The organism is Methanoculleus sp. (assembly GCF_030019085.1).
Taxonomy (GTDB): Archaea; Halobacteriota; Methanomicrobia; order Methanomicrobiales; family Methanoculleaceae; genus Methanoculleus.
In genome coordinates, this window is record NZ_JASEFJ010000004.1 from 59,012 (window position 1) to 73,656 (window position 14,645).

Annotated in this window: 16 protein-coding genes and 2 tRNA genes; 9 read left to right on the top strand and 9 right to left on the bottom strand. The window is 59.4% G+C overall.

Going from position 1 to position 14,645, the window contains the following annotated elements; genetic code table 11:
- Window positions 1–51 precede the first annotated feature (51 nt).
- Window positions 52–540: a thioredoxin-dependent thiol peroxidase gene (bcp, locus tag QMC91_RS03415; RefSeq protein ID WP_300235361.1), complete on the top strand. Its 489-nt coding sequence runs from the start codon at window positions 52–54 to the stop codon at window positions 538–540.
- Here bcp and QMC91_RS03420 read toward each other — a convergent pair whose 3' ends face one another.
- On the bottom strand, window positions 541–1,194 hold the full coding sequence (locus QMC91_RS03420; RefSeq protein WP_300235364.1) for a hypothetical protein: 654 nt from the start codon (window positions 1,192–1,194) through the stop codon (window positions 541–543).
- 151 nt (window positions 1,195–1,345) lie between these two features.
- Here QMC91_RS03420 and QMC91_RS03425 point away from each other — a divergent pair, with 151 nt between their 5' ends.
- Window positions 1,346–3,307 (top strand): cation-translocating P-type ATPase, encoded by a 1,962-nt coding sequence (locus QMC91_RS03425; protein WP_300235367.1) that lies wholly within the window; start codon window positions 1,346–1,348, stop codon window positions 3,305–3,307.
- A gap of 42 nt (window positions 3,308–3,349) precedes the next feature.
- Here QMC91_RS03425 and QMC91_RS03430 read toward each other — a convergent pair whose 3' ends face one another.
- On the bottom strand, window positions 3,350–4,213 hold the full coding sequence (locus QMC91_RS03430; RefSeq protein WP_300235369.1) for a cupin domain-containing protein: 864 nt from the start codon (window positions 4,211–4,213) through the stop codon (window positions 3,350–3,352).
- A 1,009-nt stretch (window positions 4,214–5,222) separates the two neighbouring features.
- On the opposite strand from QMC91_RS03430, the gene QMC91_RS03435 reads away from it, so the two are divergent.
- The 4 genes from QMC91_RS03435 to QMC91_RS03450 all read left to right on the top strand — a co-directional run bounded on the left by QMC91_RS03435 (window position 5,223) and on the right by QMC91_RS03450 (window position 7,875).
- Window positions 5,223–6,047 carry a hypothetical protein gene (locus QMC91_RS03435; RefSeq protein WP_300235372.1) on the top strand — a complete coding sequence of 275 codons (825 nt, stop codon included), beginning with the start codon at window positions 5,223–5,225 and terminating at the stop codon, window positions 6,045–6,047.
- A 91-nt stretch (window positions 6,048–6,138) separates the two neighbouring features.
- The gene (locus tag QMC91_RS03440) at window positions 6,139–6,492 is read left to right on the top strand and encodes a type II toxin-antitoxin system PemK/MazF family toxin (RefSeq protein WP_300235375.1); all 354 of its coding nucleotides are present in this window, start codon (window positions 6,139–6,141) and stop codon (window positions 6,490–6,492) included.
- Between the two features lie 93 nt (window positions 6,493–6,585).
- A complete protein-coding gene (locus QMC91_RS03445) occupies window positions 6,586–7,170 on the top strand; it encodes a nitroreductase family protein (RefSeq protein WP_300235378.1) in 585 nt (194 codons plus the stop codon).
- A 156-nt stretch (window positions 7,171–7,326) separates the two neighbouring features.
- Window positions 7,327–7,875: an aldolase gene (locus QMC91_RS03450; protein ID WP_300235381.1), complete on the top strand. Its 549-nt coding sequence runs from the start codon at window positions 7,327–7,329 to the stop codon at window positions 7,873–7,875.
- On the opposite strand, the gene aglJ is transcribed toward QMC91_RS03450, so the two are convergent.
- Complete coding sequence (gene aglJ / locus QMC91_RS03455) at window positions 7,846–8,772, bottom strand: S-layer glycoprotein N-glycosyltransferase AglJ (protein WP_300235385.1); 927 nt, start codon at window positions 8,770–8,772, stop codon at window positions 7,846–7,848. The two genes, QMC91_RS03450 and aglJ, sit on opposite strands and share 30 nt — an antisense overlap.
- A 41-nt stretch (window positions 8,773–8,813) precedes the next feature.
- On the opposite strand from aglJ, the gene QMC91_RS03460 reads away from it, so the two are divergent.
- A complete protein-coding gene (locus QMC91_RS03460; protein ID WP_300235389.1) occupies window positions 8,814–9,407 on the top strand; it encodes a DUF99 family protein in 594 nt (197 codons plus the stop codon).
- Here the strand turns inward: QMC91_RS03460 and QMC91_RS03465 are convergent.
- The 3 genes from QMC91_RS03465 to QMC91_RS03475 all read right to left on the bottom strand — a co-directional run bounded on the left by QMC91_RS03465 (window position 9,366) and on the right by QMC91_RS03475 (window position 11,611).
- On the bottom strand, window positions 9,366–9,827 hold the full coding sequence (locus QMC91_RS03465) for a universal stress protein (RefSeq protein ID WP_300235392.1): 462 nt from the start codon (window positions 9,825–9,827) through the stop codon (window positions 9,366–9,368). The genes QMC91_RS03460 and QMC91_RS03465 overlap by 42 nt on opposite strands.
- 328 nt (window positions 9,828–10,155) lie before the next feature.
- Window positions 10,156–10,734 carry a type IV pilin gene (locus QMC91_RS03470; RefSeq protein ID WP_300235394.1) on the bottom strand — a complete coding sequence of 193 codons (579 nt, stop codon included), beginning with the start codon at window positions 10,732–10,734 and terminating at the stop codon, window positions 10,156–10,158.
- Window positions 10,706–11,611 (bottom strand): hypothetical protein, encoded by a 906-nt coding sequence (locus QMC91_RS03475; protein ID WP_300235397.1) that lies wholly within the window; start codon window positions 11,609–11,611, stop codon window positions 10,706–10,708. The genes QMC91_RS03470 and QMC91_RS03475 overlap by 29 nt, the downstream gene beginning before the upstream one ends.
- A 103-nt stretch (window positions 11,612–11,714) precedes the next feature.
- On the opposite strand from QMC91_RS03475, the gene QMC91_RS03480 reads away from it, so the two are divergent.
- Window positions 11,715–12,647, top strand: a complete 933-nt coding sequence (locus QMC91_RS03480; protein ID WP_300235400.1) for a radical SAM protein — start codon at window positions 11,715–11,717, stop codon at window positions 12,645–12,647.
- 56 nt (window positions 12,648–12,703) lie between these two features.
- On the top strand, window positions 12,704–13,429 hold the full coding sequence (locus tag QMC91_RS03485; RefSeq protein WP_300235403.1) for a protein phosphatase 2C domain-containing protein: 726 nt from the start codon (window positions 12,704–12,706) through the stop codon (window positions 13,427–13,429).
- A gap of 6 nt (window positions 13,430–13,435) precedes the next feature.
- Here QMC91_RS03485 and QMC91_RS03490 read toward each other — a convergent pair whose 3' ends face one another.
- The 3 genes from QMC91_RS03490 to QMC91_RS03500 all read right to left on the bottom strand — a co-directional run bounded on the left by QMC91_RS03490 (window position 13,436) and on the right by QMC91_RS03500 (window position 14,602).
- Window positions 13,436–13,942, bottom strand: coding sequence for a HEAT repeat domain-containing protein (locus QMC91_RS03490; RefSeq protein ID WP_300235406.1), 507 nt, complete (start codon window positions 13,940–13,942; stop codon window positions 13,436–13,438).
- Between the two features lie 464 nt (window positions 13,943–14,406).
- A tRNA-Asp gene (locus tag QMC91_RS03495) sits at window positions 14,407–14,479 on the bottom strand.
- A 16-nt stretch (window positions 14,480–14,495) separates the two neighbouring features.
- Window positions 14,496–14,602: transfer RNA gene (locus QMC91_RS03500), tRNA-Tyr, on the bottom strand.
- Between the last annotated feature and the right edge of the window lie 43 nt (window positions 14,603–14,645).

The window sequence follows — 14,645 nt, forward strand, 5'->3', positions numbered from 1 at the left end:
GGCGTATGTTCAGGGTTATTCTTATATCCTCGAAGGGTATCTCTCACTTCTATGACAGAACTCTCACCCGGCATGCCGGCGCCCGAGTTTACCCTCCCGGATGCAGACGGCCGGCCTGTATCTCTCCGGGATATGCGGGGTGCCTATCTGGTGGTCTACTTCTACCCGAAGGACAACACATCGGCCTGCACCCTGGAAGCCAGGTCGTTCTCGGAGGAGATGGAGGAGTTTGAACGCCTGAACGCCAGGGTTATCGGCATCAGCCCTGACCCGCCCCGCAGCCACAAGCGGTTTGCCGAGAAGAACAACCTCTCCGTTCATCTCCTCTCCGACCCCGACCACGAGGTGATCGGGGCATACGGTGCCTGGGTCAGGAAGAAGCGTTGCGGCAGGGAGTATGAGGGTGTCGACCGGAGTACCTTCATCATCGATCCCGATGGAAAGATCGCCGCAGTCTGGCGGAACGTGAAGGTGGATGGACACGTCGACGAGGTGAAGGCAAAACTCGAGGAACTGGCGGCAGGGCCTGCCGCTGCATAGTCATTCCCTGCAGGCGAGTTCGCAGGCCCGGCAGTGGTCGATCCGCTTCCCCCCTGAGGCTTTGTCGGCGTTCATCCGTGCCATGCACCGTTCCCGGTCATACCGGCCGGAGGCGTAAGCGTCCATGGGGCAGGCGGCGATGCAGTAGCCCGGGCAGTCTCTGCAGGGATCCTCCCTCTCGGGACGGTCCGGTTCCGGGCAGTCCAGGTCGGCCCACACCGCCCGGAACCGCACCCGGGGGCCGTAACGGGGGAGAAGGACAAGGTTGTTCCTGCCCATCCGCCCGATCCCGGCAAGGCAGGCCGCGTCCTTGAGGTAGATCCCGCCATCCTCGATCTGGTAGGGGATGAGACGTGCGCTGATGTCGTGGTTCTCCCGCAACCAGTGGACGAGGTCTCTCCCGATCCCCGCCAGGATCCGGTCCCCGGGCGTCCCTCGACCGGGTTCCCAGAGGTCAAGTTCGGGTTTATCGGGGTCGTGGTAGAGGCCAAGGACGATGTAGGTCCCCCGTTCGTCCCGTGCTCCCCGCCATCCCTCCGCGACCGCCGAGGGGCAGTCAAGGAGGGTTGCGGCCGGGAGAGCACCGGCCACGTCCGCCCCGCGTTCGCGCGCCATCCTGAGCGCTGATCTGGTGATCTCCGGGTTGTCTACCATGCCGGGAGGGTTTGGTGGTGGTCGGTGAAAAACAGACCGGTTAGAGATCTCTCAATCCCCGACGACCTGTGGTGTAGCCCTCAAATCATATTTTATGGCTGCGATACAGAAGATAAGGTTATCATGCAGCGGTTCAGCGCGAGAGGGAGGCGTGGCGGGGGTGGCCGCGACGGCACGTGAACGTGAAGTATCAACGTCCTGTAGCATGTGTCGTGAAGGGGTCTGCGTGATCCACGGCCCGGTCGTCGACCGCCGGGAGATCGCGGTCTTTATCGTCTCGGGTCTTCTGCTGCTCTTCGGGATAATTGCTGTCTATACCACCACCTGGACGCTCGCTGGAGCCCTGCTGCTGCTCGTTGCAGCGGTCGTATCCGGGCGCGATGTCCTGAAGACTGCGATCATCTCTCTTATCGAGTTCCGGTTCAGCATCGCGGTGCTCATCTCCATCGCTGCAGCGGGCGCATTTTTGATAGGGAATCCCGCCGAAGGGGCGACCGTGCTCTACCTCTATGCCATCGCTGAGTTCCTGGAGGAGTACGCCGCGGGGAGGGCTGAACGCTCGATAGCCTCGCTCCTGCAACTGGCACCACAGACGGCCCGGGTCAGGCGTGACGGTGCTGAGGTGACGGTCGGTGTTGAAGAGGTTGGTGTCGGGGAGATCGTGATCGTGAGACCGGGGGACGCCATCCCGCTCGATGGGGTCGTCGTTGCCGGCGGGTCGTCGGTCGATCAGGCTGCGATCACCGGTGAGAGCGTTCCGGTGGCAAAGGGTGCAGGAGACGCGGTCTACGCCGGGACGCAGTGCATCGAGGGCTACCTTGAGGTCCGGGTGACGAAACCGGTGAAGGAGAGCACGATAGCCCGGGTTGCGGCGCTGGTCGAGGAGGCCCAGGCCCATCCCTCCCCCACAGAAACGTTCATCGAGCGGTTCTCCCGATACTACACGCCGGCCGTGATCTTCATCGCCGTCGTCCTGACGATCGTTCCTCCGGTTGCTCTTGGCGTGCCGTTCCTTGACGCGTTCTACAGGGCGCTCGTCCTGCTCGTCATCGCCTGCCCGTGTGCGCTTGCCATATCCACCCCGGTCTCGATGGTCTCCGGGATCACGACCGCGGCGCACAACGGCGTGCTGATCAAGGGTCGTGACGCCCTGGAAGCGGTTGGGCGCGCAAGGGTGATAGTCTTTGACAAGACCGGGACGCTCACAACCGGGAGGTTTGAGGTGGAGGACGTTGTGGGGTTCGGCGTTCCGGCGGAGGAGGTGCTTTCCATCGCTGCTTCACTTGAGTCGCGATCCGGACACCCGATCGCGGAGGCGATCCTCCGGCGTGCCGAAAAGGAGGGTCTCGTTCTCCATGAAGTCGATGAGTTCGTCTCGACTGCGGGAAAGGGCGTTCAGGGAAGGATCGGTGGCAGGGTCTACACGGTTGGAAACTCTGCACCATCTGCCGGTGAGGATACCGTAGAGTGGCGGTCGGTCTATGAACGGCTGGAGGCTGACGGAAAGACAGTCGTTCTCGTCGGGACTGTGTCAGGGGTTATCGGGCTTATAGCGCTCTCGGATGTCATCAAGGAAGACGCGCAGGCGACGGTTGCCGCTCTCAGGGCGCGTGGGATCCGGACGGTGATGCTCACCGGGGATAACGAGCGTGTCGGCGAGGCGGTGGCCCGGCGCATCGGGATCGATGAGTGTTATGCCGGTCTCCTCCCGGAGGAGAAGGTGACGATGGTCGAGCGGTTGATGGAGCGCTACGGTATCGTGGTTATGGTCGGCGATGGTGTGAACGACGCCCCCGCACTTGCCCGGGCAAATGTGGGTGTGGCGATGGGGGCGATGGGCTCGGATGTTGCGATAGAAGCCGCGGATATCGTCGTGATGGAAGATGAGGTCTCCCGTGTTGCCTACCTTGTATCTCTCTCGGAGAAGACGGTCTCGGTCGTCCGGCAGAACGTCACATCGGCGGTTGTCGTTAAACTCGGGATAGCCGCGCTTGCCATACTCGGCCTGGTCTCTCTCTGGGTGGCGGTGGCGGTCGGGGACATGGGGCTCTCGCTTGTGGTCATCGCAAACGCTCTCCGGATAGGTCGGCCGGGTGTGGACAATCCTTTATAGTAGGGCCTCGGAAGACGAATATCTGGCAAAAAAGGAGAGGATCTACTCAAAGAGGGAGGTCTTCTCCGGCGTCCATGCAGGGTCGATGAGAGAGAGGATTCGTGTTGTCGAGTCTGCGGTGTTCCTGGTCTCTTTTACCTGGTCTGGTCGGATGTGTGCGGCGCTCCCGGGAGAAACGCGTATCGTCTCTCCAAGTGGTGTTGAAACCTCGATCTCACCATCGATCACGTAGAGGAGGTCGGAAGAGCCGAGAATCCCGTCATATCTAAGATACCCGCCGGGGAGCAGTTCAACGTAGGCGATGCTGTAGTCGATCGGTGTTTCGGTCATGTTCATCAACACCGGATTGATCAGGGTGTGGACCGCCACTCCTGTTTCGAGGCTCCACTCCGTCCCCTCTCGCGGGTCGGCGACGACGAGCAGCGCACGGTCTGTTACCCCGTCGATCGCCCCGGGCGCGTCACCCAGGATCTCGACTGCAGGCGTAAAGGGTGGCTGGATCACGGTGATGTAACGGAGATCTGTCTCCCCCGCCTGTGCTATCGACTGCAGCATTCCTTCCGGCAGGAGGATGGTCTCTCCCTCGCGGACTTCTAATGTCTCGTTCTCACAGCAAATCTTAGCCTCACCATCGAGCACGTAAACGAGTTCTGTCGCATTGATAAGGCGGTGCGGCGGTGTCGCGTTGCCCGGTGCGATGACGACAAGGCCCATGCTGTAGTTTGTCTGAATCTGCGGGGTCTCCTCGCCGATGATCCCGGTATATGTTGCCTGACCGTCAAATATGGATACCGGGTCCGACGGCGCGATCAGGCTGACTCCAGCTTCCATCGGAGGTTTATCTGTGGCAATACATCCGCTGGAGAGGAGGATAAAGGCGAGGATGAGAATGACAATCCTGTACATGCTGAAAGTTCTGCGGTGGAAGGATGAAAAATGTGTATCATCTGCGTTGCTGGCGGGCAATTGCCAGAAACACGGGGAAGACTCTGGATAAGACCCTTGCCGGGTGGTGTGGGGGTGGTCAGCGAATACTGTTCCAGGTAACACGTCAAGAGAGGGGAAGGGGCGTTCCGTCCCCTCCCCGTCAGCCCTACCCCACGGGGGTGGTTCTCCATCGATACCGTGTCCGGGAGTGCATCTCCAGCACCAGGGTGGAACCTACCTTGCACGGCCATCCGGTTTATCGCCGATCACTGCCCGCCCCTTGAAGGGGCGGGAGGTGGCGGTGTTCTCCATCCAGGGAAGAAAGTGTCTGTGTGACACGATGAGACAGGGGCGATTCTCCATGGATACACTGCTCTGCAGGTATCTCTGCTGGTATCAACACAACTCCATCACCGGGATCCTGTTTCTGCCCCTCGCCCCCGGGGTGGAGAAAGCGAACCTTCGCTTTATGTGGAGTCGCCGAACCGTGGTGCTCCGGGAGCAGACTACCTGCCGCAATGCCCGGGTAGATGAGGGTAGGGCCCTGCAAAGTATGTTTGAACAGCTTATTTACGAGAATCATGCTATTATTTCTGGATAATTGTAAAAATACCGCTGTTGTGATTGTACTTCTGGAAGGGGCGACCATCACACCTGGCGTTAACGCGAAGACGAAGACTCGAAAGGTGGCTGAATGGTGAAATCTTGAGGGGGCCATAAACAAGATCGCCACCTTCGAATCCTCTTGAACAAATGACCGGTGTCTGAAACGCTGACGATGGTGGTCCCTCTCCAGATCATCGACCGCCACCGTGACCCATGATACCCGGCCCCCCGTGATTCTGGGGTGTGGCCGATAGGGTCTTTACAGAGACCGGTAGGAGATCCCGTAATGACCATGCCACCATCCAGTTTACTGAACTAACCAGGGAGCTCAATGCGCTCAAATAGGGGATGAAGGAGAGTATCAGGTCGAGGTGAAGTATCCATGAAGAAGATTACTGCCACTCAGATCAGCATGCTGCTGATCGCTGTTACCCTGCTGGCCCCTGCGGTGCAGGCCGCGCTGGTGGTCGATGCAGGTGAAGACCGTAGCGTGCTTGCCGGCGAACCGGTAACCGTTATTGCGACCTGCAGCGACACGGACGGTATCGATCTGCTGAACCTCTCAGCCTTCATCGACTGGGGCACAGTGAGAAGCCCTGTAGAGATTGTGGCAGGCGACGAGAAGAACGCAACCATCCATGCAACCCACAGGTACCCGGTTGCAGGTATCTACACGGTCACTGTGACGGTTGAGAACAACGTTACCGGCATCGTGGCCACCGATTCCCTGAACGTGACAGTGAACCCGCAGACAGCGGGGGTGAAGGTGGCCCCGGGAGTCCTGAACCAGAAGAGCAGAGGTCTCATGACAATCTTTGTCGGCGTCTCTGAGTGGCTCGGGTTTGCCGAAACCGGCGACACAAACGTGACGATGGCGGATCCATCGACATTTACAATCGGAAACGCAACCCCCACAAAGGTCAACTACTCTATGAAGGATGGCGGCACGTTCATCCTGAAGTATCGGCAGGCGGACGTTGCGCCCCTGGCGGGCGATGGCAACCTGACCATTAACGGCAGCGCGGTGACCGGGGATGGTTACGTCACGGTCGTTGGCAGGGGTGCCGTCTCTCTCATCAAGCCCGGTAACAGGAAGGGACCGGCGTCCGGCAACCCCGATGATGGGTATCCCCTGATAGAGAGGGTGAGGGAGAAGACGAAGGACCAGACCAAAATGCGTGACCGCGAACGTATTTCCGGTACCTGATCAGGCGGGGGGCAGGGCGCCATCTTCGCGGGTTCGGTGTCGCCTGCCCGGATCAACCCATTTATCGTTTCTGCTGCCAGAGATAAATCACATGGGGCGCTACGCCAGCGGCGATGTCGTTTTGGCCTCCGTGCGCATCGGAGACGGCGGTGAGCGGAAGGTACGCCCGGTGGTGGTCATAACAGGGGGAGAGAGGGGACGGTTGCTGGTCTGCCCGGTCTCGAGCGGCCCGTCCAGCGATGGTATCTCGATCCCGATCTCGCTTAACGACTTTGCCATTGGTGGACTCGACCTCTTTACGGAGAGCTACGTCCTGGCCGCACATCCTGTAACCATCCGGGCGGGGGACGTCGCCGGTAAGAAAGGCTCGCTTCTGCCCGGGACGCTTGCTGTCATCCGGGAGGCCATGACACGGGTGCACGGGACGGCCGGGCGCCACCGTTGAGACGCAGATCGCCGGTGACGGTATCGCGATCGTGAGCGGAAGTATCAGGACAGGGTGCAGGGTATAAATACCGTCGGCGGTTACCGGTGTACCATGCAGACAGATAGAGAGTCCACGGTCTTCTCCGTGATCCGGGATCGTCGGAGCATTCGCAACTACGCCGACCGGGACGTTCCGGGTGATGTATTGCAGAGTATCATCGCTGCGGGCATTGAGGCCCCCACCGCGATGGGGCTTCAGCCCTGGCGGTTTGTGGTTGTGAAAGACCGCGACCTGATGCAGCGGGTCTCAGACTATTGCAGACCGATCCTGGCAGAGATAGTCAGCAGCGCGGGCGGCCCGGGTTCAGAGGAGTTTCTGGCAGTGCTCAGGAGTCCTGAGTTCAACCTCTTCCACAACGCCCCCGTGCTGGTTCTTGTTCTCAGCGCAAAGGAGGCACAATCAGGTATCATAGACTGCGCACTCTGTGCAGAGAACATGATGCTCGCCGCCTGGGCGCTTGGAATCGGGAGTTGCTGGATCGGTTCTGCGACAATAGTCGAGAAGAACCCGGACCTCCTTGCAGAGTTAAAGGTTCCAGGCGACTACCGCATAGTGGCACCGCTGGTCTTCGGGTATCCCGCCACCCTCCCGCCGAAACCGGCACGACGTGAACCGGTGATAACCTGGATCCCGTGATACCCTGGCCGCCTGAAAGCCGCGTATAGCTGGCACTGTGGGGCGGGCACCCCCTCTCAACACCGCCCCCCCTTTATTCTCCCGCCGGGACCAGCCTCAAACGGCATGCAGATATCCCGGCACGAAGAGAACAATTAACGCTGGAGTGGCCAGGAGATGCTGGATCAGGAGTTTAAACGGATTGGAGACCGCCTCTTTTCAGAGGGACTGGTCGGTGCAAATTTCGGGAATATGAGCGTTCGGGCAGAGGGGGAGGCAGGGTTTCGCATCACCAGGACCGGCGCGTACCTCGATTCAGGTGAGATGCCCGTCTTCGTGCCCTATGAAGGCAATGCCCCTCCGGAGGCCTCGAGCGAGTACCGCGTCCACCGGGCGGTATATAGGGCGACCCCGCACCGTGCAATCGTCCACGCGCACCCCGTCCACGCCGTCGCTGCATCGCTCGATCTCGAGGTCATCCGGCCCGCCGACAGCGAGGGGAGACTGCTCTGCCCGGAGATCCCGGTTGTGACCGGGGAGCCTGGAACTGACGAGATCGCAAAAAACGTTGCCGAAGCGCTCTTTCGCGGGAATATCGTCATGGTCCGGGGGCACGGCACGTTTGCCGCCGGAAAAACGCTGGATGAAGCGTATATCTACACCTCAATCGCCGAGTATGCCTGCCGGATCCTCATCCTATCGGGGAGGCTTCGGGGGGTTGCGTAACTGCTCGATCTGGCGTATCGTCTCGCGATGAAACCCGAGCAGCATGTCGCTTATAACCCCGAACATGAACATCTGGAATCCCATCATGATCAGCAGGACGGTAAGGATTGTGAGCGGCAGGTGCTCGATGTTCTTGAACCACTCGAGAACCACGTAGACGCCGATGATCCCGCCTATGATCGATATAAAGAGCCCGATGATCCCGAAGTAAAAGATCGGGTTGTTCATCTTCGCAAGACGGTATATGGTCGAGAAGATCCGGATCCCGTCCTGGAGCGGGTTTAACTTGGTGACAGTCCCCGGCCTTGCGCGGTAGCGAACGGGGACGACCGCTACTCGCTGCCCCATTCTAACCGCCTCAACCGCCATCTCCGTCTCGATCTCAAATCCTGCCTCTTTAAGGTTCATCTGCCGGATCGAGCGGAGTGTAAAAGCGCGGTAGCCCGAGAGGATATCGTGTAGATCCTTGCCGTGGGCGATCCTGAAGACCAGGTTGAGGATCTGGTTACCAAGGTGGTTCAACCTCGTGAACGCCCCTTTCTCCGGACAGGCCAGGCGGTCTCCGATGACGTGGTCAAACCCCCGCCCGAGAGGTTCGAGCACCCTCTCCGCATCATCCGGCGAGTAGGTGCCGTCGCCGTCGAGCATCAGCACGTAGGGTTTATCTATAATCTCCAGAGCCTCCATTATGGCGTTGCCCTTACCCTTCCCCGTCTGCGTCCGCACAACCGCTCCCGCTTCGCGTGCTATCTCGGGTGTCCCGTCGGTGCTGTTTCCATCAATTACAAGGATATGCTCATAACCGCGCTCCCTGAACCCTCTGACCAGGTCACCGATCGTCGGGGCCTCGTTCAGCGTCGGGATGAGGACGCAGACCTCACCGCGCTCGATGCTCATCGAATGTACTATATCCCGGTCGGCAACAATAAGCACTTCGTATGCACATAGCCAAACCGGGGCTCCGCGCTCTCGGGATCGCGGAGAGTTACACCGGCCGCGAATACTCCACGCTTGCCGGTGTGGTCATGCGTAAGGATCTCCGGATCGACGGCGTTGGTTTTGCCCGGGTGACCGTCGGAGGCATGGACGCCACCGATGCGGTTATTCGGCTCTACAGGCGCCTTTCCCGACGGGATATCAACTTCCTGATGATCGGTGGAAACGTCATCGCCTGGTATAACATAATCGACCCGGTGACGGTGCACGAGGCGACCGGTCTCCCTGTGATCATCGTCACATACGAGGACTCGGAGGGGCTCGAGGAGGATATCCGCCGTTACTTCCCCGGCGACGATGCACGACTCGCTGCATACCGAAGGCTCGGTGAGAGGATGCCGGTCGGGCTGCGGTCCGGCTACACCCTATTCATCCGCTCCTGCGGCATTGCAGAGGAAGATGCCGCACGGCTCTGCAACAACTTCACCTACGAGGGGAGGGTGCCCGAACCTGTCCGTGTGGCGCGGCTCATCGCCAGAGGTCTCGTCCGATCCTCAGGAACTCCCGGGCCCGCCCCTGACTACCATGACCGTTGAGGTTGCGTGATCGACAACGTATGAGCCGGTGCTCCCCAGGAATAGCCGGCCGAGCCTGCCCTTGCCGTGTGATCCAACGACTATCAGGTCGGCACCGACCTCCCGCGCAAGTGCGATGATCTCCGCTCCCGGGTGGCCTACCTGCTTGTGGGTGGTTATCGGGACACCGACGGCGGCTGCGGTCTTCTCCGCGTCGGCCAGGATCTCGTCGGCCTCCCGCTCCAGGGCGTCAAGGAGGGCCTGCTGGGCAATATCAGGGGGAGGGAGATCGCTCAGGACCAGTGCGGGGTAGACAGCGGTCTGGATGACGTGCACGGCGTGCACCGGGATCTCCATGGCGCGGGCGATGGCAAGCCCCTGCTCAAGCGCCTTCTGGCCGATATCCGAGCCATCGACTGCCACGAGTATCGATCTGAACATGCCTCTCTCTAAGAACGTCCCGGTAGAAAAAGTATGGGGAACGGTATTTTACTTGAGGAGACCGGCGCCTCCCGCCCGCTCCCTCCCCTCCTCGGGCGGACAGCGAATGGCGATAGGCCCGGAAGGCCGTGTCCTGAGGTGGAATAAGACGATCCGGAGGTTGTCTCTCCCTGGAGACCGTATCTATGAAGAATCACCATCCGGGGAGGGGGCGGAACGGCCCCCCGCCAATGTCTTGACGTGTCAGCAGGATGTATTCAGATGCTGGATTGTAAGGAGCCAACCACCCCTTCCCCCGGTCTATGCATCTCCACCATCTTTGAGTCTTTCAGGCCCTCACCGCATGCTTTGAGATCACCTTCCCGTCGCGTTTATCGATGACCTCCAGACGAACCTCGGCACCGGGGTAGAAGGTCGCGTCAGAGAGGTCTATGTCTATCCGCTCCCCGGGGTTCCAGTACTGGGTGCGGCAGCCTTCACCGCCGACGGTCTTTACGCCGTAATGGTGCGACTGGATGAAACGGTAGCCGTTGAGGGTCTGGACGATAGATACCCTCTGGCCGTTCACGTAAAATTCCGCCTTCAGGTAATCGTTCTCGTATACCGTGCTGCCGTTGTTGAGGATGGTCACCCTGCTCGCGTAGGTCATTTTACCGGTAGCCGCGCTTGTGTGAGAGACCCCTGTTATGATGATCGGTGGTTGAGACGGTTCCGCCCATGACCAGGACGGGATCATCGCAAGCACCATCAGCAGGACAAGAACGGCGAGGATGACGGTGACGCCGACCAGGATGAGAACGCCATGGGTGTCAGAAACACCGCTTTCGCTGGTTGCGGCCCGCCGGGAGGGGGCTGCTCCCCTCCGGGGCGGTCGGGCTCTAGTAGTCCATTCCGTAGATCCGGGCAAGCGTCTGATAACGTCCGTAGTTGTATTGATCCAGGTCTCCGCCAATGTCACGTATCCTGTTCCACTCGATGGCATCAGCATGCTCGCGCCGGATCTCTTCAAAAATTTCTCCTTCTGATATAACAAAGACCTTTGGATCTGACCTCAGTCTGACCCGCTCCTCACCATACTCGCCCAGGGCGTCGGTCGGGATGGAGGCAATCGTGGTCTCGATGAACGCGTAGCCGGTGTTGCGGTAACAGCAGTCTTCGGGAGCCCTGATGCCGACGGCCATATGCCCCTCCTCCTCGAACTCGAAGAGTGCCACACCGTATCCCAGTTCGCGCAGGAGGTAGGCGAGCAGGAGCGACTTCTCGTCGCAGTCTCCGTTCTGATGGTAGAGGACGTGGTAGGGATACTTGGCCGGCGTATCGAACTCGTAGTCTATATAGGGGATCTTCTGGACCAGACTGATAGCGGCCCGCACCTGGTTGGCGCGGTCGGGTTCGGCGGCCCGGATGCTGTCGACCAGACGGTTCATGTATCGATCCTGAACGCTCTCATCGATGAACTGGAGCCAGTAGTCAAGCTCATCCGGGTATGAGACAGGATACTTTGTGGACAGATAGTCATTGACGCCCCGGTAGGCATCGAACCGGATCGAACCGGGCCGACCGCGGAGGACATATGGCAGGTTGATGGTCTTTGGCCCGGTCTCAAGGTCGGTGATGTTTACCACCGGTTGACCGGTTTCCCCCGTAGCGGGCGCACCGGTTACAAACGTCTCCACGGTCGAGGCGATCTCCGCACCATGGAGGACTGCCACCCCCATGATACAAACGAGGATGAAGAACCAGATGATGGTGGCTCCCTGCAAAGGTGAACGATCGCCAGGCATAAGCTGGTTATTCTTCATTGACAGGATTAACCTTTTCAAAATGATCGGGTGAAGCCCCGCCCGGAACAAAATTACTTCACCCCGGGGCAACAAGGTGAGTACAATGGCAGAACCAGGGCACTCACCCGGATACCTGCGCCTCCACCGGAGCGGCGAACTGGAAGAGCGTGCAGAAAGAGCGTATGAGGTGCTCCGCGACTGCGTTCTCTGCCCCCGGGAGTGCCATGTGAACCGTATAGAGGGCGAGACCGGGTTCTGCCGGAACGGGCTCCTGCCGGTTGTTGCAAGTTACAACCCGCATTTTGGGGAAGAACCCCCGCTTGTCGGCCAGAGAGGGTCTGGAACAATCTTCTTTTCAGGCTGTAACATGCGGTGTGATTACTGCCAGAACTTCGAGATCAGTCAGGGTGGGGTCGGTTACGCCATCACCTGCGACGACCTCGCCGGGATCATGCTCCGGTTGCAGGAGATGGGGTGCCATAACATCAACCTGGTAACGCCCACACACGTCGTCCCCCAGATCCTCATGGCTGTAAACATTGCCGCCGGGATGGATCTGCAGATCCCGCTGGTCTACAACAGCGGCGGATACGACTCTGTGGAGACGCTGCGACTCCTTGAGGGTGTCATTGATATCTACATGCCGGACGCAAAATACGGGCGGGACGATGTGGCACTGGCGCTCTCGCACGCCCCGAACTACACTGCCAGCATGAAGGCTGCACTCAAAGAGATGCACCGGCAGGTCGGCGACCTGGTGATCGAGGACGGTATCGCTCTGAGGGGCATGATAATACGGCACCTTGTGCTCCCGGCAAACCTTGCAAACAGTGAGATCGTGATAGAGTTCATCGCCAGGGAGGTGTCGCGTGACTCCTACGTGAACATCATGGGCCAGTACCGCCCGGCGGGTAGAGTGCTGCGGGGCGGGCTAAACCCGGCATTTGCAGCGCTGCGGCGTCCGATCACTGCGGAGGAGTATGCCTGCACTGTCAGGTGCGCGCGAGAGAACGGTCTCCATCGTGGGATCCTCTAAGAGGTGATGCAAAAAGACTATCAGGTTGAGCGGAAAGACTAGACTCCTGATCAGAGGTGAGGGGAGGGGATTGGCTCCGGTATGCGGTGCTGACCGATATCGGCATGAGGGAGCGAAACGAGGATGCCTGCTTTGCCAGCCTGCTGAACGGCTATCACGTCTTTGGCATCGCAGACGGGCTCGGGGGGCACGCCTGCGGGGATGTTGCAAGCAGGATGGCGATCGAGATCCTGAAAGAGACCGCCAGCGAGGAACTCTCTGCGATCGATCCTGCGGAGGTGCTCAAACACGCGTTCCGGCGGATCAACACCGCGATCTTTGCCTTCAACCAGGAACGGGGCCTGAACGCCGGAACAACGCTCTCAGTGGCGATTGCAGGGGAGTCGGCCAGGTGCTGGATCGGGACGGTCGGCGACAGCAGGACGTATATCATAACGTCATCCTCGGTCTGGCACACACACGACCATACCTACGTCCAGAGTCTTGTGGATGCAGGGATGATATCTCCGGCGGAGGCGATCTATCACCCGGCAAAGAACATCCTGGCCAGGGCGCTCGGCCTGGAAGCCGGTGTAAAGGTCGATCTCGACGAGATGGAACTATCTCCCGGGTCGGTCCTGCTGCTCAGTTCTGATGGGCTTCATGACTACGTACCGGCAGAAGTCATCCAGCGGATCGTGATGGCAAACGATCCGGAGGTTGCGTGCCGGAAGTTGATCGATGCTGCGAGGGATGCCGGAAGCACCGATAACACAACGGTCATCGTCGCGAAACCGCGATGACCCTGCTTATTGCCCGGCATCCCTGAGCGCCTGAATTATGACCGTGCGAACACCGTCTTCCGTCTCGATCTCGAGGGCCTGACGCAGTGCCCTGACCGCCTCCTCGCCGCCGATCTGACCGAGAGAGCGGGCGGCACTCCGCCGCACGAACTCGTTTTCGTCGCGCTGAAGGGCTGCAAGGCTGGCGACCGCCCGGGAGTCGCCGATCAACCCGAGCCCTTTTGCCGCCATGTAACGGACGTGGTCTTTGCTGTCATGGAGGGCAGAGAGGAGAGGGTCGTACACTTCACGCCCGCCGATCAACCCGAGAGCCTCGGCCGCACGGTAACGCACCCTCCAGTCAGCGCTCTCCAGGAGGGTGATGCAGGCGGGCACGGCCGGTCTTCCTATAGCCACAAACCCGTGCATCGCATCCTCCCGCACCCCCTTTTCCGGGCTTGAGAGCATCGATACGAGTTCCTTTATCTGGTTCTCCAGACGGTCGTCTCCGGATGCCACAGGGTTCGGGGTCATGGGGGTCTCACATCCGCGGTGTATGCTGAGAACATCGATCATACGTTGCAGTGGGTAAATAATAAGTCATCAGGCCCTCCGGGAGACGCTGGAGACGCGTCGTATCCTGGAGGGCACCCAGTGCTCATCAGATCAGATTACCAATTATATAAAGGATAAGGCAGAGTGAAAGAAAAATTCCCACCCCGGTGATGACTCTCCCGAGAGCATAGAATAAGAGATCGCCTGCAAACCAGTTCCCCACAGCGTGCATAAAGGTAGATGTTTATTCTACGATATATATCTTTTCATTAAAATAAAATTTAAACCACCTACTTAACACTTTCTATTTATCTCTCCTTGAGAAAAGGCCCGATCTCACAGATTAGAGAGGGGTAATGAGGCCAAATATTTATACAACAGAGTAAATGGCTCCCCGTTCAGCAGACGGCGAGGCACTTTGCCATATAAGAGAGAAAAAATGACGCCCAGGACGGAATTCGAATCCGTGTCGACGGCGTGACAGGCCGTCATGATAGGCCACTACACTACCTGGGCACACTCGTGAAGGAGATCCCGCCTCCCGGATTCGAACCGGGGACATCGCGGTAGCCGCGCAGTTCGCCCGAAAGCGATGACCATACTACAGCCGCGCACTCTACCAGTCTGAGTTAAGGCGGGTCCCTGCTCTAACATTGTTAGAGCGATTTGCTATTAAACATTT